General features: G+C 67.9%; 21 protein-coding genes and 1 tRNA gene. 13 read left to right on the forward strand and 9 right to left on the reverse strand.

Features of this window, described 5'->3' with window-relative positions; all coding sequences use genetic code 11:
- Positions 1-3 precede the first annotated feature (3 nt).
- From HUW46_RS29830 to HUW46_RS29850, 5 genes are read left to right on the forward strand one after another with little or no spacing between them, the layout of a single operon-like run.
- Positions 4-1,776 (forward strand): ABC transporter ATP-binding protein, encoded by a 1,773-nt coding sequence (locus HUW46_RS29830; RefSeq protein WP_215542104.1) that lies wholly within the window; start codon positions 4-6, stop codon positions 1,774-1,776.
- Complete coding sequence (locus tag HUW46_RS29835) at positions 1,773-2,765, forward strand: alpha/beta hydrolase (protein WP_215542105.1); 993 nt, start codon at positions 1,773-1,775, stop codon at positions 2,763-2,765. Before HUW46_RS29830 ends, HUW46_RS29835 begins: the two co-directional genes overlap by 4 nt.
- 34 nt (positions 2,766-2,799) lie before the next feature.
- Positions 2,800-3,342 (forward strand): hypothetical protein, encoded by a 543-nt coding sequence (locus HUW46_RS29840; protein ID WP_215542106.1) that lies wholly within the window; start codon positions 2,800-2,802, stop codon positions 3,340-3,342.
- Between the two features lie 14 nt (positions 3,343-3,356).
- Positions 3,357-4,025: a response regulator transcription factor gene (locus HUW46_RS29845; RefSeq protein WP_215542107.1), complete on the forward strand. Its 669-nt coding sequence runs from the start codon at positions 3,357-3,359 to the stop codon at positions 4,023-4,025.
- A gap of 6 nt (positions 4,026-4,031) precedes the next feature.
- Positions 4,032-4,430, forward strand: a complete 399-nt coding sequence (locus HUW46_RS29850; protein ID WP_215542108.1) for a thiol-disulfide oxidoreductase DCC family protein — start codon at positions 4,032-4,034, stop codon at positions 4,428-4,430.
- A 67-nt stretch (positions 4,431-4,497) separates the two neighbouring features.
- Here HUW46_RS29850 and HUW46_RS29855 read toward each other — a convergent pair whose 3' ends face one another.
- Positions 4,498-4,827 (reverse strand): winged helix-turn-helix domain-containing protein, encoded by a 330-nt coding sequence (locus HUW46_RS29855; protein ID WP_215542109.1) that lies wholly within the window; start codon positions 4,825-4,827, stop codon positions 4,498-4,500.
- On the reverse strand, positions 4,824-5,255 hold the full coding sequence (locus HUW46_RS29860) for a hypothetical protein (protein WP_215542110.1): 432 nt from the start codon (positions 5,253-5,255) through the stop codon (positions 4,824-4,826). The genes HUW46_RS29855 and HUW46_RS29860 overlap by 4 nt, the downstream gene beginning before the upstream one ends.
- Before the next feature lie 207 nt (positions 5,256-5,462).
- Between HUW46_RS29860 and HUW46_RS29865 the strand changes: the two genes are divergently transcribed.
- The 5 genes from HUW46_RS29865 (at position 5,463) to HUW46_RS29885 (ending at position 9,204) form a co-directional block, all read left to right on the forward strand.
- A complete protein-coding gene (locus HUW46_RS29865) occupies positions 5,463-5,720 on the forward strand; it encodes a hypothetical protein (protein WP_215542111.1) in 258 nt (85 codons plus the stop codon).
- A gap of 507 nt (positions 5,721-6,227) precedes the next feature.
- Positions 6,228-6,482 carry a hypothetical protein gene (locus HUW46_RS29870; RefSeq protein WP_215542112.1) on the forward strand — a complete coding sequence of 85 codons (255 nt, stop codon included), beginning with the start codon at positions 6,228-6,230 and terminating at the stop codon, positions 6,480-6,482.
- Between the two features lie 170 nt (positions 6,483-6,652).
- On the forward strand, positions 6,653-7,093 hold the full coding sequence (locus tag HUW46_RS29875) for a hypothetical protein (protein ID WP_215542113.1): 441 nt from the start codon (positions 6,653-6,655) through the stop codon (positions 7,091-7,093).
- 308 nt (positions 7,094-7,401) lie between these two features.
- The gene (locus HUW46_RS29880; RefSeq protein ID WP_254125019.1) at positions 7,402-8,619 is read left to right on the forward strand and encodes a DUF4041 domain-containing protein; all 1,218 of its coding nucleotides are present in this window, start codon (positions 7,402-7,404) and stop codon (positions 8,617-8,619) included.
- A gap of 3 nt (positions 8,620-8,622) precedes the next feature.
- The gene (locus tag HUW46_RS29885) at positions 8,623-9,204 is read left to right on the forward strand and encodes a DUF2510 domain-containing protein (RefSeq protein WP_254125021.1); all 582 of its coding nucleotides are present in this window, start codon (positions 8,623-8,625) and stop codon (positions 9,202-9,204) included.
- A gap of 55 nt (positions 9,205-9,259) precedes the next feature.
- Here the strand turns inward: HUW46_RS29885 and HUW46_RS29890 are convergent, their stop codons facing one another.
- Together HUW46_RS29890 and HUW46_RS29895 are read right to left on the reverse strand one after the other, a co-directional pair.
- Positions 9,260-10,450 (reverse strand): hypothetical protein, encoded by a 1,191-nt coding sequence (locus tag HUW46_RS29890; protein ID WP_215542115.1) that lies wholly within the window; start codon positions 10,448-10,450, stop codon positions 9,260-9,262.
- A 138-nt stretch (positions 10,451-10,588) separates the two neighbouring features.
- Positions 10,589-11,554, reverse strand: a complete 966-nt coding sequence (locus HUW46_RS29895; RefSeq protein ID WP_215542116.1) for a ketopantoate reductase family protein — start codon at positions 11,552-11,554, stop codon at positions 10,589-10,591.
- A gap of 90 nt (positions 11,555-11,644) precedes the next feature.
- Here HUW46_RS29895 and HUW46_RS29900 point away from each other — a divergent pair, with 90 nt between their 5' ends.
- Both HUW46_RS29900 and HUW46_RS29905 read left to right on the forward strand, forming a co-directional pair.
- Positions 11,645-12,220, forward strand: coding sequence for a TetR/AcrR family transcriptional regulator (locus HUW46_RS29900; RefSeq protein WP_215542117.1), 576 nt, complete (start codon positions 11,645-11,647; stop codon positions 12,218-12,220).
- A gap of 553 nt (positions 12,221-12,773) precedes the next feature.
- On the forward strand, positions 12,774-13,547 hold the full coding sequence (locus tag HUW46_RS29905; protein WP_215542118.1) for an alpha/beta fold hydrolase: 774 nt from the start codon (positions 12,774-12,776) through the stop codon (positions 13,545-13,547).
- A 41-nt stretch (positions 13,548-13,588) separates the two neighbouring features.
- Here the strand turns inward: HUW46_RS29905 and HUW46_RS29910 are convergent, their stop codons facing one another.
- The 3 genes from HUW46_RS29910 to HUW46_RS29920 all read right to left on the reverse strand — a co-directional run bounded on the left by HUW46_RS29910 (position 13,589) and on the right by HUW46_RS29920 (position 15,867).
- Positions 13,589-14,212: a TetR/AcrR family transcriptional regulator gene (locus HUW46_RS29910; protein WP_254125023.1), complete on the reverse strand. Its 624-nt coding sequence runs from the start codon at positions 14,210-14,212 to the stop codon at positions 13,589-13,591.
- A gap of 99 nt (positions 14,213-14,311) precedes the next feature.
- Positions 14,312-15,682 (reverse strand): FAD-dependent monooxygenase, encoded by a 1,371-nt coding sequence (locus HUW46_RS29915; protein WP_254125024.1) that lies wholly within the window; start codon positions 15,680-15,682, stop codon positions 14,312-14,314.
- Between the two features lie 112 nt (positions 15,683-15,794).
- A tRNA-Arg gene (locus HUW46_RS29920) sits at positions 15,795-15,867 on the reverse strand.
- Between the two features lie 203 nt (positions 15,868-16,070).
- Between HUW46_RS29920 and HUW46_RS29925 the strand changes: the two genes are divergently transcribed.
- Complete coding sequence (locus tag HUW46_RS29925) at positions 16,071-16,991, forward strand: cation diffusion facilitator family transporter (protein WP_215542119.1); 921 nt, start codon at positions 16,071-16,073, stop codon at positions 16,989-16,991.
- Positions 16,992-16,994: 3 nt separating this feature from the next.
- Here the strand turns inward: HUW46_RS29925 and HUW46_RS29930 are convergent, their stop codons facing one another.
- Complete coding sequence (locus HUW46_RS29930; protein ID WP_442860862.1) at positions 16,995-17,714, reverse strand: DUF305 domain-containing protein; 720 nt, start codon at positions 17,712-17,714, stop codon at positions 16,995-16,997.
- A 2-nt stretch (positions 17,715-17,716) separates the two neighbouring features.
- Positions 17,717-18,610 (reverse strand): DUF3105 domain-containing protein, encoded by an 894-nt coding sequence (locus HUW46_RS29935; protein ID WP_215542120.1) that lies wholly within the window; start codon positions 18,608-18,610, stop codon positions 17,717-17,719.
- Positions 18,611-18,690: the final 80 nt, after the last annotated feature.

Raw genomic sequence — 18,690 nt, forward strand, 5'->3', positions numbered from 1 at the left:
GTCATGGCCGCTCCAGTCGCCGGTGTCTACCGCCGGTTGTTCAGTCTCATCAGGCCCTACCGCGCCGGCCTGTCCGTCGCCGTGGTGCTCGGCCTGATCAGCAGCGGGCTCGCGCTCGCCCAGCCGATGGTCATCGGCGCGCTGGTCGGCAAGATCGTCGCGGGCGCCCCGGCCACCGTGCCCGCGCTGGCGCTGGGCGGGCTGTTCCTGACCGATCTGGTGATCGGCGGGGTCGAGGTCTACCTGCTCGGCCGCGCGGGCGCGTCGCTCGTGCTGGACTCCCGCCGCCGCGTCGTGCGCAGGCTGCTGCGGGCCCCGCTCGGGCTGCACCTGCGGCGGCAGCGGGGCGATCTGTTCACCGCCGCGGTCGCCGACACGGACCTGCTCAAGACCTCCCTCATGCAGGGCTTGCTCAACCTCGTGGTGAGCGCGTTGATGGTGGTCGGCTCGGTGGTCCTGATGACCGTCATCGACCCGGTGCTCACACTGTCCACTTTGGCCGTTCTGCTGCTGTCGGGGATGGCGACGCTGATCGTCGCCAAACGCGTCCGCGCGGCGGGTGTCGAGACGCGGGAACGGGTCGGCGACTTCGCCTCTTCCTTGCAGCGCGCGATCGGCGCGATCCGCACGGTGAAGCTCAGCAGGGCAGAGGAACGGGAGGAAGCCAGGATCGGCGAGTTCGCCGGGGCCGCCTTCCACACCGGGATGCGCGGCGTCCGGCTCGAGTCGGCGATGGCGCCGATCATGAACCTCGGCATCCAGGGCTCCTTCGCCGCTGTGTTCACCGTCGGCGCGTTCCGCCTCGCGGGCGGCTCGGTGGACACCGCGCACTTCTCCTCGTACCTGCTGTACCTGCTCTACCTGATCGCGCCGCTGATCAGCCTGTTCACCGCGTTCGCGCAGATCCAGCTCGGCTTCGCCGCGATGCTGCGGGTCGACGCGGTCGCCGACGTTCCGGAAGAGACCGGCGGCACAAGCGAACCGAAGCCGATGACCGGAACCGCACTGTCCTTTGAGGACGTCACGTTCGGCTACCAGCCGGGGGTGCCCACCGTGCGGGGGCTCACGTTCGACATCCCGCGCCGCGGTTTCGTCGCCGTCGTCGGCCCGTCGGGTGCGGGGAAGTCGACGATCTTCACCCTCGTCGAACGGTTGTGGGACGTGGACTCCGGCCGGATCCTGCTGGCCGGCCAGGACATCCGCGACCTGTCGTTGCGCGATCTGCGCGGCAGGGTCGGCTACGTGGAGCAGGACGCGCCGGTGGTGGACGGCACCATCCGCGAGAACCTGGTCTTCGCCAAACCGGACGCGACCGAGGAGCAGCTCGCCGACGCCGTCGCCAAGGCCAACCTGCGCCGGTGGATCGATGGCCTCGAACACGGCCTGGACACCGAGGTCGGCGAGTCCGGCACGGCGATCTCCGGCGGGGAGCGCCAGCGCATCGCGATCGCCAGGATGTTGTTGCTGCGCCCCGAAATCCTGCTGCTGGACGAGGCGACCTCGCAGCTCGACACCGAGGCGGAGATCGCGCTCGGCACCTCGATCGCCGCGGTGTCCGCGGACTGCGCGGTGCTGGCCATCGCGCACCGGATGGCCACCGTCGTCGCAGCGGACCGGATCCTGGTCGTCGACGAGGGCAGGCTGCAGGCAGTGGGCGACCACGAGTCGCTGGTCGCCACGAACGAGCTCTACCAGCGCCTGGTGCGCACCCAGCTCGGCGGGACCGAGCAGGGGAACTGGGCCGTCGAAACCGAACTCGCCGGGAGGATCCGATGAAGCCGACGACCGTGAAACTCTGTGCGGGCGCGGGGATCGCGGCCGCGCTCGCCCCGCTCGCCGCGGGTTTCACCCTCCAGCGGCGGGCGACGCGGCGCGACGACGAGAAGTACCCGGGTATCGGCGAACGGGTCGACGTCGGCGGCTACCGGCTGCACGTCCACACCGCCGGGCTGGACAACGAAGGCCCAACCGTGCTGTTCGAGGCCGGGATGTCGTGTTCGCTGGAGGTGTGGGCGTGGGTGCAGGATGAGATCGCGCGGGACACTCCGACGGTCTCCTACGACCGGGCGGGGCTCGGCAGGAGTGACCGCGGCCCTCGGCCGCGCACGGCCGAGGACATGCGCGCGGAACTGGACCAGGTGCTCGAGGCGGCGGGTACCAAGGGGCCGTACGTCCTGGTCGCGCATTCCTTCGGCGGCCTGCTGGTGCGCAAGTTCGCCCACGACCATCCCGACCGGGTCGCGGGCATGGTTCTCGTCGACTCCTCGCACCCCGAGCAGATGGTCCGGTCGGCGCGGCAGGCGCTCGGCCTGCCGCTGATGCGCTCGACGATCCAGAACGCGGTTTTGCTCGCGGCCGTCGGCATCAACCGGCTGTCCGACCGCTACATCGTGTCCGGGGTGGAGCACCTGCCCGAGCGCGTGCGGGAGGCGGCATGCGCGCGGATGCTGGCCCACCGGACCTGGAAGACCACGCTGCAGGAGCTGCGCGGCTGGCTCGACACCGTCAACGACGAGGTGCGCGACACCACGCTTCCGGCGGACCTGCCGCTCGCGGTGGTCACCGCGGACGTGCCGAACCGCGCCGACCCGGTGCACGACGAGCTGCAGGACGAGCTGGCCGCGTTGTCCGCCAACAGCAAGCGGCTGGTCGTCCCCGATTCGGACCACCTCGGGCTGGTGATGAAGGAGCGGTTCGCCAAGTACGTCACCGAGGCCGTCGCGGACGTCGTGCGGGCGGCGCGCACCGGCCGCCCCCTCGACTGAACGGACGCAGGCAGCAGACTGGACGGAGTGGATGATGAGCGATTCCCGCCGGGCACGGGTGGCCCGGATCGTGATGGGCGGCTTCCTCGGCTCGTGGTTCGCCGCGACCCTGCTGAGCCAGGACCCGTTCCGCAAGTTCCCCGGCGCCCGGCGCTACGACCCGACCGGCGCGGCGATCCCGGACTGGCGGTTCTTCGCGCCGAGACCGGGTATGCACGACTACCACCTGCTCGTCCGCGATGAGCTGCCCGACGGTTCGGTGACCGACTGGCGCGAGGTGCTGCCGGTCGAGCAGCGCGCGCCGCGGCACTTCTTCTGGTACGCCAACCGCCGCGCGGAGAAGGTGGTCGCCGACTCGGTCGTCGGCATCGTGGGGTTCACCAAGGAGGAGGGGCGGAAGAAGGAGGACATCCAGCTTTCGGTCTCCTATCTCACGATCCTCAACTACATGACCTACCAGGAGGAACACCACAACGACGCGAAGCGGACCCAGTTCCTGATCGCGGCTTCGGCCGGCTACGACGAATCCGAGGAGCCGCTGATGCTGTTCCTGTCCAACCTGCACCCGCTTCCGTGAGCGGGTAGCGCGCGATGACCAGACTGGTCCTGGCAGGCTCGTTCACCGTCGATCCGGCCAACCTCGCGAAACTGCTGTCCGTGGCACCGGACATCGAAACGGTCGAGGTGGTCGGTTCGGTCGACCGGCTGTGCGAACTCGCGGAAGCCGGTAACCCGGTCTCCGCGCTGGTGTACGCCGATCTGTCCGAACCGGACATCGCGTCGGCCGCCCAGACCCTGGCCAGGCTCGACGACCGGCACAGCCTCATCGTGGTCGTCGAGTCCGCGACCGTCGCGAAGGTCCGCTCCACCCTTCGCGCCGGGGCGCGCGGCATCGTGCTGCCGGACAGCCCGGTCGAGGAACTGCTCACCGCGGTGCGCGCGGTGTCGGCGGGGCACCTGTTCGTGCCGGCGCCGTTCCTGGCTTCGCTGGGGGAGCGCCTTTTCACGCTCGCCCGGCGCGCCGCGGACGCCGGTGCCCGCCTTACCCCGCGCGAGGCCGAAGTGCTGCGGGTGATGGCGTTCGGGCACCCGAACTCGGAGATCGCCGAGCAGTTGTTCATCTCGGAGGCGACGGCACGCAGCCACGTGCTGAACATCCTGCGCAAGCTCTGCGCCCGCAACCGGACCGAGGCCGTCGCGATGGCCTACCGGGACGGTTTGCTTGCCGCGGAAGACCTCCTGCCCACCGCGACGGAATGAGACGCCGTGCCCGATCGACGCCCCGAAGAACTGCCGCTGCTGGTGTTCGACGGCGACTGCGGTTTCTGCACCCGCGCGGTGCGGTGGCTGTTCGCCAAGGCGAAACCGGCCGCGGAGGCCATCCGGTACCAGCAGCTCGACCTGGCCGCCTACGACACGACCGCGGAGCGCGCCGGCCACGAGGTGCTGTGGATCCCGCTGGACGGCCCGATCAGCGGTGGCGCGGACGGGCTGGCCCGGTTGCTGCGGACCGCGAAGACGCGGCGCTGGCGGGTTGCGGGCCGGGTGCTCGGTGCCGTCCCGGTGCGCTGGTCCGCCCGCCCGGTCTACCGCGCCGTCGCGCGCAACCGCCATCGCCTGCCCGGCGGGACCGAGGCCTGCGCCATCCGGATCGTGTCCTCGTGAGGGAGCGCCCCCGAACAGCCGGCCGGTGTCCGTGACCCCCGTTTTCGGGCACCGGCCGGTTTCCACCTCAGCTCGCATCGGATTTCTCCTCCGCCGTGCCGTTTCCGATGATCTGGTTCAGCGTGCTGACGTATTCGCGGTACGCGGCGCTCCCGGTTTCGGTGAGGCTGAACCAGGTGGTCGGCCGGTTCCGCGCCACGCCCTTGGTGACGTTGACGTAATCGGCGTTCTGCAGGACCGCGATGTGCTTGGACAGCAACGAATCGCTGACCTCCACGGTTTCCTTCAAGTACCTGAAGTCCACTTCGTCCGTCACGGCCAGTACCGCCATCACCGAGAGCCGCACGGGGGAGTGGATGATGTCGTCCAGTTTGCGGCGCGGGTGGCCCCCGGTCATCGCTTGCCGAGCACGACGGCGCCGGCGAAGCAGATCGCGGCGGGCACCACCCCGGGCAGCGCGGCCGCGAGTGTGCCCTGCTTCAGCACGAAGATGTCGAGCGCGATCACCGCGGCGCAGCTGAGGATGTACCCGGTCAGGAGCAGCTGTTCGATCCGCAGCACCCGGTGGCCCGAGGTGCTCGCCTTCTGGATGCCCGCGACGACGAAGGCGGCCACGATCGGGAACAGGAAAAGCAGGGAGTCGTACGGTTTGACGCTCGCCCTCGGCACGCCGCCGACCACCGCGAAGAAGCCGAGCGTGAGGACCCCGAGCAACGCCACACTGGTCACGTAGAGCTTCTTGGTCCGCCCGACCTTGCTTTCCAGCTGCGAGATCCTGCTCGTGGCCGCGATGTGGTCGAGCGGGCCGTCCTCATTGACAGCCATCGGATTCCTTTCTCCTGGAAGGGGAACCTGAACCACCATCCCACACACTTGAAGACTCTTCAAGTGTCCTGGTGGTGGCCACCCGGGCATACCCGTCCGGGCACATCCGCCCGCCGCCTCGCGAATCCGCGCATTGGTGGATGTTCGGCCGCTGGGGCCATTCTAAATTCGTTGCGTAATTCCACTACGAGGGAAGAGGTAGCAGTCATGAATCGCATAGAATTCGCCGTCGCGAAGCATGTTCCGGACACCGCGTCGGCCCACCCGCTGCTCGAGGTCACCGCCGAGCAGATGATCACCTGTACGCCGACGATCTTCTCGGCGTTCGGCATCGGCTACCTCGTCGGCAAGGCGTTCGGCCCCTCCGAGGAGTCCGAGCCCGGTGCGGCCGCGGCGTTCCACGACAACATCGCCACGATGACCGGTGGCGAGTTGATCCAGTTCCGCCGCGACTCGCTCGCCTGAGCCACCTGAATGAGGAAGGTCGTCCCCGTGACCCCAGGGAACGGCCTTTCTTTTGTGATGTCGAGCTTGGCGAATTCTTGAATCAGTGGATGTGTGGTCGTCGGGATCGCTTCAGATTTGTCGGGTAATTCAATTCCGGGGGAGGAGTCGTGAATCGTGTGGAGTTCGCCGCCGCGAAGCAGATTTCCGACCCCGCGTAGGCAAGGCTTGCTCGTCGGAGGAGTCCGAGGCCGGTGCGACCGCGGCAACATCGCCACGATGGCCGGTGGCGAGTTGATCCAGTTCCGCCGCGACTCGCTCGCCTGAGCTGCCCGTTCGAGGAAGGTCGCCCCCCGCGAGCGCTCGTGGCCGGGGGCTGCGCGGCGTTTTCCGAGCCTGGCCACTCGGGCATAGCCGTCCGGGCACATCCGCCCGCAGCCTCGCGAATCCGCACATTGGTGGATGTTTGGCCGCGTGAGCCACTCTAAATTCGTTGTGTAATTACAGTTTGAGGGAGAGGTAACACCCATGAATCGCGTAGAACTCGCCGCCACGAAGCAGATTCCCGAAGCCACGTCGGCCCAGCCGATGCTCGAGGTCACCCCGGAGCAGCCGATCACCTGCACGCCGACCATCTTCGCGGCGTTCGGCGCCGGCTACCTCGTCGGCAAGGCGTTCGGCCCCTCCGAGGAGTCCGAGCCCGGTGCGACCGCGGCGTTCCACGACATCGCCACCATGACCGGCGGCGAGCTGATCCAGTTCCGCCGCGACTCGCTCGCCTGAGCCACCTGAATGAGGAAGGTCGTCCCCGTGACCCCCAGGGAACGACCTTCCTTTTCACGTGTGCCGGGAGTTGTACGAACGCCGGTTCCGCGGCTCTAGCTGGGACCAGTCCCCGGCCCGGTCGCCTAGCGTTGGCTATGCCCATCGCCCTTCGACGGACTTTCCCGGTCGTGACCGCGCTGGTCGTGGCCGCCTGCTCGGCCCCGGCCGCACCGCCAGCTCCGGCACCGCCGTCCTCGACCGCGCCGCCTGGTACCACCACCGCCGCGGAATCGCCGTTCTGCACGGACCTGCGCGCATTGCAGGCGGGTGTCCTGGTCTACCGGGCGGACGTGCTCAAAGCCGCTCGCAGTGAGCAGCAACTGGATGTCGACGGGATGCGACGACGAGCCGGAGCCATCGCCAGCCTCGGCCAATCGGTACTGGCACACGCGCCGCAAGCCATCTCCGAGCAGATCCACCACGTGCTCGACGCGATCGCCACCTCCGCCGACCGGATGGCCAAGCGCGGCGCACGGGTCCGCGATGTCTACGACCCTCTTTTCACCGACGCGGCCCGCCCCGCATTCGACACGGTGGACCACTACGACTGCACGGCCACCGGCGGGTGACCGCGCACCGCCCACCGTTCGATAGCGATTCCGGAATCGCTATCGAACGGTGGGCGAGGCCGAGGAGCCGTTGGTGGTCGCGGTGGGATGCTCCATGCCGCGGTCAGCCGATGGGTTGGTAGTCGGTAACGGACGCGGTGAAGACGGCGACCTTTCGGTAGGACCGAGAGGGGAGCAGCGTGGCGTTGTTCGGTAGCAAGGAGAACAAGGAGCTGGAAGGGCTGCAGCAGCAGCTCGCCGCGGCGAACGAGACTATCACCGAGTTGCGGGGATGGGTGAGCCAGCTTCGAGGTGCCGGGGTTCCCGAGATGGAGGCCGAGCTGCGGAATCTGCGCTCGGCGGTCGACCTCGCGAAGGAGGAACGTGCCGGGCTCGCCGCCTCGCAGCAGAAGTTGCGGGCCGAGGCGGACATGTGGCACCAGCGCGTGGTCGAGACGCGGGACGTGGCGTTGTTGCAAGAGGTCGGACTCTACGAATACGCCCATCCTCTGGATGACGCATTAGCGTACAAAGACGCGCTCAAAGAACTCAAGGAGCGGACGAAGGCGGCGGCCAAGAGCGATGCGGTGACGTGCCAGGTGGACTGGGCGGTGAACGGCTCGGTCAAGGAGGGGCAGAAGCTCGGCAGGGACATGGCCAAGCTGATGCTGCGGGCCTACAACGCCGAGGCCGACAACGCGGTGCGGGTGGTGAAGCCGCACACTCGCGAGTCGGTCAAGAACCGGTTGACGACCACACGGGACACCATCGGCAGGCTTGGCAAGCTGATGCGGATCGTGATTTCTCCGGACTATCACCGGCTTCGGCTGCGCGAAATCGACCTGACCGCGGACTATCTGATGAAGGTCGAAGTGGAGCGCGAGGCGGCGCGTGCCGAGCGTGACCGGCTTCGTGAGGAAGCCAAGGTGATCAAGGAACTCGAGCGGAAGCGCGCCAAACTGGAAAAGGAGCGTGCGCACTACGTTTCGTTGCTGGGCAAGCTGGAGTCCACAGGCGACGGCGAAGCGCTGGCCAAGGCTCAAGAGCAGTTGGCTTCGATCGACCAGGCGATCGCCGGGGTGGAGGAGCGTGCCGCGAACGTGCGGGTCGGCTATGTGTACGTCATTTCCAATATCGGCGCGTTCGGACCGAAGATGGTCAAGATCGGCATGACCCGTAGGCAGGAACCGATGGACCGGGTGCGGGAGCTCGGTGACGCCTCGGTGCCGTTCCGGTTCGACGTGCACGCCCTGATCTTCTCGAAGGACGCGGTCGCGTTGGAAACCGCTTTGCACCAACGGCTCGGTCACAAACGGGTCAATCGCGTCAACCAACGCCGCGAGTTCTTCTACGCCACGCCCGCGGAGGTCAAGGAGCTCCTCGTCGAACTGGGCGACGACCACGTGGTCGAATACAGTGACAGATCCGAAGCATTGGAATGGCGCGCTTCCCAGCCCAGGGGGTCCGGGTCGGCTCCGCTCGAACTGGCCGCGGTCGGGGCACAGGAAGATGCTGATGGTGACCTCTCGGATGACGGGAGGGAATGACCGGTGACCCAGCCACCTTTGTCGGCTCAGCCGACGCGTCCGGCGGCGTGGTTGCCGGATCCGCTGGACGACTCGTTGATTCGGTACTGGGACGGGACTCGCTGGACGTTCCGCACGGCAGACCGGCCCGCATCGGCACCGGTTGCGGCCGAGCCCGGGGCGCCGGAGCCGGTGGAACCGGCGCTGCGGCCCGACATCGCGCAGGCTGTCGACCGGGTGCGCGGACTGCTCGTCGGGTCGATGAAAGAGGTCAACCTGTTGGCCGGTCACCTTCGGCCAGAGGAGCATGTCCTGGCGCTGACCGGAGCACAGGGAGAAGGCCAGGGCGTGCTCGCCTGCACCAACCAGCGGCTCCTGTTCCTCTTCGTCGGCATCATTCGCCGCCAGTTCCTGCAAGTCGAGTGGAACCAAGCGAGGGCAGTGATCTACAACGGTGGCACCAAGCAGTTCGCCGTGTACACGACCCGGCCCACGAAACGCGCGGTACCGGCTATGGCCGTGCGGGTGAACAACGTCAAGGACGCGCAGGTGGTGGCCAACGCCGCGGTGGAGGCTTCAGCCGCACCCCGGCTGGACATAATCTGAGACCGGCGCAGTGTCCGAACCCGGTGCCGACGATCCGGCACCGGGCTCGGACGCTCTACTTTCGCCTGCGGACTCGGGTGATGAACCAGGTCGAACCGATGATCAGCAGTGCGAACAGCAGCAGCCCGGCGCCGAGTGTCGCGATCAGGACGACGCGGTCGCCCTTCGGCAGGGTGCCGTTGAGCGTCACCTGCAACGAGCCGACCGCGAAGGCGATCGCGGCGGTGAACACGGCGACCACTTCGACCATTCGCACCGGTGCGGATTGCACGGTTTCCCGGAGTGCCGTGTTGTCGGCTTTCAGATCGGCGATCAAGGCTTTCTGCTCTGCCATCCACCGAGTTCGCTGCGCCTCCAGTCGCACCGAATTGCGCTCGGTCAGGTACTGCTCCTGGAGCTGCTGGTGACTTCCCCGGTTTCCTGTCGCGGGGAGAAGTTCCAGTGCGGTATCGATACTGCGCAAGGCTTCGTCGTAGTTCTCGCACATTCTCTGTCCGGCGGCCAGGCGATAATAGAAGATGTTGTCTTTCGGGTATTTGTCAATAGCTTCACGTGCGTAGGTGTGTACCAATTCACCCTGGCGGTCGAACGGGCGGGACCACCACAGTCCGTTCAGGCAGATGTCGATGACCGCTCTGGTGCGATCCGGAGATTGCCAGGCCTCCTCGAGCAGTTGCACCGCGTGCTCGGAGGTGATCGAGTGCCTGCCGAACGCGGCGAAGGATTCCAGGGCCAGGAACAGCGGATCGGTGCGGAGCTTGCCCGCCGCCACCAGTGGCGACGATGTGAGGAACTCGCCCAGTTCGTCGCAGTTGAAATTGGCCCGAAACTTCCCGGCGTGATAAAGGGCGGCGAAGTGCGCGATTTCCGGTGTACGGGCCTTGACGACTTCGTGTGTCGCACTCTCGACTTCGGTCTCGGATTCGACGGTGTCCCGGGTGATGAAGGCGTAGCCCAGCGCCCACTTTTCGGTTATCGTCGGGCGGAATTTCGTTGCAACATTCCTTTCGATCCATTCGGCGCATAGTCCCGCGGTGGAGATGGTCGGGTGATCGAGAAAGCGAAGTCGCCAGTAACGATCGGCGCAGATGAGTGCCCCGTCCCCGACGAAGTCCGCGGAGCTGATCGCGAAATCAGGTTCGGTGCCGTTGTCCAAGAGCCGTTGTGCGTGGCGCTCGCAGAGACGGTCGAGTTCACGGCTTCCGGCCGCAGCACGAACGAGTTCGGCGAAGATGGCTTCTTCCATGCTGGCATATCCCCGAACACCTCGCCGATGTTAGTCGGCCGTTTCTAGGATTGTTCAGAGTGAAGACGCCGATCGTAGCTTTGTTGGCTGGCTGATCACCACGCCGGCCGGGCGGTGCCCGGTCAGCCGACGGTGGAGTCAGGCTCGACCCGTCCTCGCGCGGGCGAAGTGCGGTTCCGCCGCTTCCAGTCGTGGTACCGAGATGCCCAGCCGCCGTGCTTCGGCGAGGGTGTCCCGGCAGACCTCGCGCGGCTCCTCGGCATCGGGGTGGGAGTGCGCCTCGATACTCACGCGCAGGGCCGTGACATGAGCGGTCAGCCAGGCGAGTACGGGGGCCATCAGCCAGGTGGGCACCCGGAACAGCAGCACACCGCCTCGGTGACGTCGCAGGTCGATGCCGCGAGCCTTGAGGACCGGCAGCAGTTCGCGGCCGGTCAACAGCGCCTGGCGCAGCTCGCCCGTCGCCCCGGCCAGCTCGGACAGGGAACCCAGCCGCAGGCCCTGTGAGAACAGGCCCGCATCCGACACGAAATGGACCCACAGCCAGCCGCGGAGGTCAGGTTGCTCCTTGATCCGGAGGCCTGCCTCGCGAAACGCCTGGCGCACGGCCCGCTCCCGGTCGGTCGGGGGCTGGCCGAGGGTGCCGAAGATGACTGACGGCAGCAGCATCCCGCGGAGCACGCCGTTCGCACCGAAACCGCCGCCGGCTTGCGGAAAACCCCAGGCGATCCGGTCGGGCGGGAGTGCGCCGATCGCGGCGAGCGGCTCGGTCCAGAGGTTGCCGAAGACCAGGACCGTGGCCCGGCCGACGCGCGGGGACAGGAAGGCCGTCGCCTCGTCGAGGCGGTGGTGCGGCACGCTGAGCACGATCAGGTCGAAGTCGTGGTCCGGCTCCAGCGCTTCGCGGTAGCGCACCGGCCACTTCTCGACGACGCGCCGCCCCCACGGCCGGCGTCGCGTATCGAGCAGGTCGAGGTCCACCGCGTCCCCGTAGGTCGCGGCGCGGCCCGGCCGGACGTAGAACTCGACGTCATGTCCGGCCCGTTGCAGGGCCCAGCCGTAGATGGTGGCGATCACGCCTCGGCCGAACATCAGGATCTTCACGCTGCACCTCGTGGGGTACGATCGATTTGGAGATCATCTCCACTTTCCAAAATATGGAGATCACCTCCAGTTGTCAACGCGAGGGAGCGCATGACCACCGACAAGCCGCTGCGGGCCGACGCCCAGCGCAAGCGCGAGGCCCTGCTCGCCAAGGCGCGGGAGGTCTTCGACGCCGGCGACTTCTTCGACCTCCGCTTCGATGACTTCGCCAGCCTGGCCGGGGTGGGCACCGGCACGCTGTACCGGCACTTCCCCACCCGGGAGGCGCTGGCCGCGGCGGTCTACCACGGTGAGGTCGCCGCGCTGTGCGATCGCGCCCGCCACCTGGAGGCCACACTGCCCGCGGCGGAGGCTTTGGCGACCTTCCTCCGTGACATGGTCGACCACATCGCCGCCCACCAGGGCCTGGCCCGGACACTGGCCACGCTCATGGCCGATCGTTCAGGTGCTCTCACCGAAGGCAGTCAGGCACTGGAACAGGCCGTCGCCGACCTGGTGACCGCCGCCGCGCGGGACGGCGCCGTTCGCGACGACGTGGATGCCGGTGCCGTGATGATGGCGCTGCACGGCATCGGTGCGGCTCACGACCGCCCCGGTTGGCGGACCGAGGCCGACGATCTCGTCACCCTCGTGCTGGACGGACTGCGCCGACCGCACTCGAATTGATGGCTCGCTCGATTCGCCGGTCTGTTTACGAGGCACGAATCGGCAGATCAGAACCCGGTGACCGAGATTTCCTGGGCGGCGGCCGAACTCAGGCTGGGACGCGCTCACCGTGGATATGGGAGAACCGGAGCTGAAACTTCGGGTAGGCACCTGTCGAATGCGCATACGACTAGTGGTGAAGTAGCAAATTCTGGCGTCGATTTCGACCTGGGATCGCGGGTTGTCGCTGAGCGGACTTTCGTTGCGACAGGGAATTCGGTCCATTGGGTGCGAAGTCAGTTGTCACTTCCCATTGCCTGGTCGCTCCGCGGGTCCGGCGCGACCAGCGGCTCGGGGCGGCACCCGGCCGCCGCCTTCCGAGCGATGTTAAAGCCACCAATAGTTGCACTAAGATCTTGTTCGGAGTAGGAAGGTCATAAGGGGTTCGCCACTTCGGCGGCGGCGTGTCCGACTTCCATCGGCACCACCACGACCACCTCGTTCTGTGGCCGGACGCCGGGCGGGCCGGAGCACAGGAGCCCGACCGGCGCGACCAGGAACGAAAGGACTGACCATGATTCAGCACATTTTCCACGGTGACGTCAGGATCGCCTACGAAGAATCCGGCTCCGGTGAACCGCTCGTCCTGCTGCACGGCGGGGAGAGCGGCCGCGTCCAGTACGACACGTTCCGGCCGGTACTCGGCGACGGGATCCGGGCCATCGCCTACGACCAGCGCGATACCGGCGACTCCACGAATCCCGCGGAGCCTTACCGGGTGGACGATCTCGCCGACGACTGCGCGGCGCTGATCCGAGGGCTCGGCTACGAACGTGCGCATATCTTCGGTGCCTCCTACGGCGGCGCCATCGCCTTGCAGGTCGCGGTCAACCGGCCGGAGGTCGTGCGGACGCTGACCGCCGGAACCGCGATCCCGCGGTTCTCCGCCGCGCCGGCCTCCGCGCAGAACCTCACTCACGCGACGGAAGATCGCGCGGCCAAGATGCTCGACGCCGTCCTGTCCGGAAAAGGGCAGCAGGAACCCAAACTGCTCACCGAGGCCCGGCGGATTCTCCTCCACCGCCCCGCCGGGGCGGACAAGCGCCGGATGGACGCGATCCGGGAGTTCGACGTTCTGGGACGGCTGGGCGAGATCACCGCGCCCACCCTGCTGATCTACGGCGGCGACGATCCGCTCGGCAGGGTCGAGTACGGACAGCGGATTGCCGAGGCGGTCCCCGGTGCCCGCCTCGAGGTACTCCCCGGCATGCGGCACGGGATCACGCTGGAGGCCAAGCACGAGGTGGCCGCGCTGCTTCGCGACTTCATCCTGACCTCGTCGCGGTAGACCACCCGCCGGACCGGGCCGGGTGAAGTCCCGCCGCGGCCCTATTCGGCGTGCACCGCGTGAATACCCGCCAGGATGATGTCGACGACGTGCTCCGCGTCCGCGCGGGTGAAGGATCGCCGACCCCGGCGGAGGAGCAAATGTACCGGGCCGGACAGCATTTCGGTGAAGAAGAGGACGTCCATCCGCGGCACCTCGCCGCGTTCGAACGCCTTTTCCAGCCGTCGGTGCACGGTCGCCATTCGCCGTTCGTGCGTGGCGTCCACGATCGCGAGCACTTCGTCGTTGGCAGGGGCCGACGCCATGACGTTCGACAGCGCGCGGCCTCGCGGACTGGACAGGGAACCGGCGAGGGCGACGAGGAAGTCGGCCAGGTCAGCGCGGAGATCACCGGAGTCCTTCAGCGCGACGGTGTCCGCGTCGAACGAGGACAGCGCTTCGATCGCCAGCTCGACGTGTTCCGGCCAGTTCCGGTAGACGGTGGTCTTGTTCACCCCGGCGAGTTCGGCCACTTCCTCGTAGCGGAACCTCTCGATGCCGTCCCGTGCCACCAGTTCGGTGGCCGCGGCCAGCATGCGCTCACGCAGGCGGGCGTTCCGTCCACCCGGCCGTCGGGCCGGCGTCGCGTTCCCGGCGTCCTTGCTCGCCCTGCTGTGGTCGGCCACCGCCACTCACCCCTGAAGACTCGCTGTTCAGCGGCTGATCGACCGAGCAAAGGGGGCCGGCGCCGCCGGTTCGGCCCCGGTGCATGATGCCGCATCGCCCTACGGCGCGGGCAGCAGCCGCGCGTTGCGCCGCTCGATGTCCTCCCACGTCGCGGGGACCATGAGATCAGCCCCGCTGTTCGCGGACTCCTGTGCCTTGTCCGAGTAGGGCCGCTGGCGCCGTTCGTACTCGGCGAACGCCGCCGCGTGGTCGCCGTCGTGGCGGGCGAGAGCCTCGGTCAGGAACCATGCCCCGGTCAGCGCCAGCGAGGTGCCGCGTCCGGCCATCGGAGTCGCGCAGTGCGCGGCGTCGCCGAGGAGGACGACGCGCCCCCGGTGCCACGTCGGCAGGTGGATCTGGGCGATGGCGTCGAAGTACAGCTCCGGGTCCGCCTGGGCGGCGGCCAGCAGCTTAGGAATCTTCCACTGTCGGTCCTCGCCGTAGAAATCGGTGAGAATGCGTTTCTGTGCGACCAGATCGTGGTGATCATACTCGATTTTTTCCGAGCGGAAGGTGAATATCGCGAGCGCTTGATCCCGGTATCGGCCAAGGCACGCCATCCGCCTCGGCAGATTGAGGATGTGCACCGAATGCGACGCGCCTTCCGAGACCGCCTCCGCGGGCGCGGCGCCGATCGCGACGTACAGGCCGAGATGCCGGGAGAACTCCCGCTCCGGGCCGAACACCAGCCGTCGCACGTTCGAGTGCGCGCCGTCCGCGCCGACCACGAGGTCGTACCGGCCTTCCCGCCCCGATTCGAACACGACGGTGACCTGACCGCCGTCGTCGGAAAGAGTCCGCACGGAGTCCTCGAAACGCAGCTGGGTTTCTTTCTGCAGAGCCTCCCGCAGAATCCGCATCAGGTCTTCGCGGGGAATCTCGATGTCGTCATCGGAGTCATTGGTCTCCGACATCGGCTGAGGGGCGATGACAGCGCCGTTCTCGTCGACGAACTTCGCTCCCTCGGTCATCGTGATCGAATGCTCGACCACCTCGTCCAGCAGCCCCATCCGCTCGATCACCCCGACGGAGTCACCTCGCACGTCGATCGGTGAACCGTTGGTCCGCAGGTGCCCGGCACGCTCGACGATCTCGACCGTGTGCCCGGCGCGGGCCAGATCGATCCCCGCGCTGAGACCGGCCACCCCTGCTCCACTCACCAGGATCCGCATCCCGGCCTCCTCTCCCAGAGCCCACGCTTCACCACCCGCGACCACTATAGCAAATTTTAGTTGCTTTAGCTTCGTGGGCGCTGGCCGGTGCGCCACCGGACCGGCCACAGGCTCGCGCGCGGCGAGGACGCGGCGGCATCGTTGGACGGAATCGGCAGGCTTTTCGGCGCGATTAAGAACTTCTGCCGAGTGGTTCTGGTGTTGAATGCCTGAGGATGATTTGAAAATCAGTTTTGGCCGCTGTTGGCCTTCGCCCACCTACGGGGGTCCAGGGGGCTTGCCCCCTGGCGGGGTGTGGGGCTCGGCCCCACAAAACAGATCGACTCGATAAAGGCCCGCGCGCTCCGCGGGCACGACAACCCCAATCGAGTGCCCTCGGCAGGATTCGAACCTGCGACACCTGCCTCCGGAGGGCAGTGCTCTATCCCCTGAGCTACGAGGGCTCGCTTGCGCGACTCCCAGAAGACTAGCGCATGGCGGCAACGGGTTTGCCGGGGGTCGGAGTAACCGGGATCGCGTCGAGGTACCCGCTCGGGGGAACCGCGGACGCGTCCAGGAGCGGTATCTTGACCAAGGTTAGCCTCGCCTCTGTTGCATGTATGCGCATGTCACTATACATTCCCTGGTGTCGGACGGAGGGCGACTGATGGGTCACGGACACGGCCACGGGATCGCGGCGCAGCAGGGCAGCGCCTCGGGCAAGCACATCCGCAAGCTGACGGCGGCGCTGGCGATCGGCGCCGCGTTCATGGTGCTCGAGTTCGTCGTGGGGCTCACCACTTCCTCGCTGGCGCTCCTGTCCGACGCCGCGCACATGCTCACCGACGTGCTCGGCGTCGGCATGGCGCTCGCGGCGATCGTGCTCGCCAAGCGCAGCGGGCCCACGTTCAGCCGCACGTTCGGGGTCTACCGCGCCGAAGTGCTGGCCGCGCTCGCGAACGCGGTGTTGCTGTTCGGGGTGGCGGGTTACGTGCTCTACGAGGCGATCGACCGGATCGGCAACCCGCCGGAGGTGCCGGGGCTGCCGGTGCTGCTCGCCGCGGCCGCGGGCCTGGTCGCGAACCTGGTTTCGTTCTCGCTGCTGCGTTCCGGCGCCAAGGAGAGCATCAACGTCCGCGGCGCCTACCTCGAAGTGCTCGCCGATCTCATCGGCTCGGTCGGCGTGCTGATCAGCGGCGCGATCACGCTCACCACGGGCTGGCGCTACGCGGACCCGATCATCGGTGTCGCGATCGGGCTGTTCGTGCTGCCGCGCACCTACGCGCTCGCGCGCCGGGCCTTGCGGATCCTCTTCCAGCACGCCCCGATCGACGTCGACGTGAGCGAGATCAACACCGATCTCGCCGCCCTTCCCGGCGTCACCGACGTGCACGACCTGCACGTCTGGACACTCACCTCGGGCATGGAGGTGGCGTCGGCGCACCTGACGCTGGACGCGGGCGCCGAGCCTTCGGCGGTACTGGTGGCCGCGCAGGACGTGCTCGCCACGCGATACCGCATCGAGCACGCCACGCTGCAGGTGGAGCCGGGCGAGTCGGCGAAGCGCTGCAGCGAGCTGTCCTGGTGAGGCTCAGGGCGCGGGGAGCGGTTTGGCGCCGCGCTCGGCGAGCATCTGGGTCATGACGGTGATCTCGGCGCCCTGCGACTTCAGGATGTTGCCGGTCAGCGTCTTCAGCGCGGGCAGCGAAGTGTGCTCCTGCGCGTAGGTCGCCATCGGCGTGCCGCCCTGGTGGTGGCGCAGCATGAGCTGCAGGAACTCGACGTCGAGCTCCTTGCCGGTGAGCGAGCGCAGCTTCGCCAGCTCGGCCGACGACGCCATTCCGGGCATCTGGGTCACCGGGACACCGGCACCGCCCGACGGCATGTTCATGCCGCCGTGGCCGCTCATTTCGCCGCCGGACATCCACTTCATGGTGTTGCCGATGGCCTGCTCCGGCTGGTCCCACAGCATGAGCCAGCCCTTCATGCGGCCGACCTGCTCGTTCTGCGTGGTCTCGATGTCGAACGCGAGGTTGCGCACCTCGGGGTCGGTCGAGTGGTCGCGCGCCCAGTTCGCCATCGTGACGGCCTGGGTGTGGTGCGTCGACATGTCCTGGGCGAAGCCGACTTCGACCGAGTCCGCGCCGGGCGTGGCGGGCGCGTCGTCCTGCAGCGACTGGCTGAGCAGCAGGCCGACGGTCGCGCCGACCAGCAGGACCGCGACGATCGCGGCCCCGATGATCACCGTGCGCGACCACGCGGGCCGTTCTCCGGAAGGCACGGGTTCGGGTTCGGGTTCCACCGAGGTCAAGCTCAGCCCCCGGTCTTCGGCGGGGCGGCGGGTGGCGCGGCCGGTCCGGTCGGCACCTGCGGCGGCTGGCCGGGCTGCTGACCGGGCATCTGGCCCTGCTGCTGCTCGCCCTGCGCCTCCGGCGAACCCTTGTAGTCCATGGGCTTCGCGTCCTTGCCCGGCTTGCTCGGGTCGAACGGCGGCGGGTTGCTCGGGTCGAACGCGCCCGGCCCCATCGCGTCGCAGCTCGCGCCGGTCTCGGGATAGGTGTTGTTGTTCTGGCGCAGCGCCGCGATGAACTGGTCGATGCGCTCGTCGTCGGCGGAGTCGACCTTCAGCTGGTGCCCCCACGCCTGCAGCGAGACCGGCTTGTCGAGGCCGGGGTACGGCGACATCATCGTGTACGGCTTGCCGTCCGCGCGGACCTTCAGCTTGGTCACCGCGTCGCCGGTGATCTGGTCCGGGTTGTAGGCGATCCAGACGGCGCCGTGCTCCAGCGAGTGCACCATGTTCTCGGTGCGCACCGCGTTCGGGTAGACGATGCCGGTGCAGGTGGCCCAGTAGCTGTCGTGCGGGCCGCCGAACGGCGGGGTCTTGTCGTAGGCGACGCGCTCGGTGGGCTTGAGGTGCACGCTGGCCTGGTACTGCGCGGTCACGATGCCGGGGATCTTCAGCGACGGGTCCGGGTTCTCCTGCGACGGCTTGAACGCGGCCGCGGCCTCGTCGCGGGTCTTCTGCTCGCGCTTGTCGGCGGTGTTCACGTAGTAGTAGATGAGCACCGACGCGAGCAGCGCCACCACGCCGACCACGGCGACGATGGTGCCCCACGGCGGGCCCTTCTTGCCCACCACCGAGGTGCTGCGGGTCGCCTTGGACACCTTCTTCGGCGTCCCTGTCTTCTTCGTGCCGCTGGCCATGGCTCCCGCATTCTTCGGAGGACACGTGATCTGCTCGGGGTGCCAGTGTAGGGATCGCGTGTCAGGCGCACGTCAACACC

This window comes from Amycolatopsis sp. CA-230715 (assembly GCF_018736145.1).
In the GTDB taxonomy this organism is placed as follows: Bacteria; Actinomycetota; Actinomycetes; order Mycobacteriales; family Pseudonocardiaceae; genus Amycolatopsis.

Coding starts and splice junctions, on each gene's coding strand:
- HUW46_RS29855 (WP_215542109.1), bottom strand. CDS start 4,827: ATGACCGGGGGCCACCCGCGCCGCAAACTGGACGACATCATCCACTCC.
- HUW46_RS29840 (WP_215542106.1), top strand. CDS start 2,800: ATGAGCGATTCCCGCCGGGCACGGGTGGCCCGGATCGTGATGGGCGGC.
- HUW46_RS29830 (WP_215542104.1), top strand. CDS start 4: ATGGCCGCTCCAGTCGCCGGTGTCTACCGCCGGTTGTTCAGTCTCATC.
- HUW46_RS29925 (WP_215542119.1), top strand. CDS start 16,071: ATGGGTCACGGACACGGCCACGGGATCGCGGCGCAGCAGGGCAGCGCC.
- HUW46_RS29905 (WP_215542118.1), top strand. CDS start 12,774: ATGATTCAGCACATTTTCCACGGTGACGTCAGGATCGCCTACGAAGAA.
- HUW46_RS29890 (WP_215542115.1), bottom strand. CDS start 10,450: ATGGAAGAAGCCATCTTCGCCGAACTCGTTCGTGCTGCGGCCGGAAGC.
- HUW46_RS29900 (WP_215542117.1), top strand. CDS start 11,645: ATGACCACCGACAAGCCGCTGCGGGCCGACGCCCAGCGCAAGCGCGAG.
- HUW46_RS29835 (WP_215542105.1), top strand. CDS start 1,773: ATGAAGCCGACGACCGTGAAACTCTGTGCGGGCGCGGGGATCGCGGCC.
- HUW46_RS29870 (WP_215542112.1), top strand. CDS start 6,228: ATGAATCGCGTAGAACTCGCCGCCACGAAGCAGATTCCCGAAGCCACG.
- HUW46_RS29865 (WP_215542111.1), top strand. CDS start 5,463: ATGAATCGCATAGAATTCGCCGTCGCGAAGCATGTTCCGGACACCGCG.
- HUW46_RS29845 (WP_215542107.1), top strand. CDS start 3,357: ATGACCAGACTGGTCCTGGCAGGCTCGTTCACCGTCGATCCGGCCAAC.
- HUW46_RS29935 (WP_215542120.1), bottom strand. CDS start 18,610: ATGGCCAGCGGCACGAAGAAGACAGGGACGCCGAAGAAGGTGTCCAAG.
- HUW46_RS29880 (WP_254125019.1), top strand. CDS start 7,402: ATGGAGGCCGAGCTGCGGAATCTGCGCTCGGCGGTCGACCTCGCGAAG.
- HUW46_RS29860 (WP_215542110.1), bottom strand. CDS start 5,255: ATGGCTGTCAATGAGGACGGCCCGCTCGACCACATCGCGGCCACGAGC.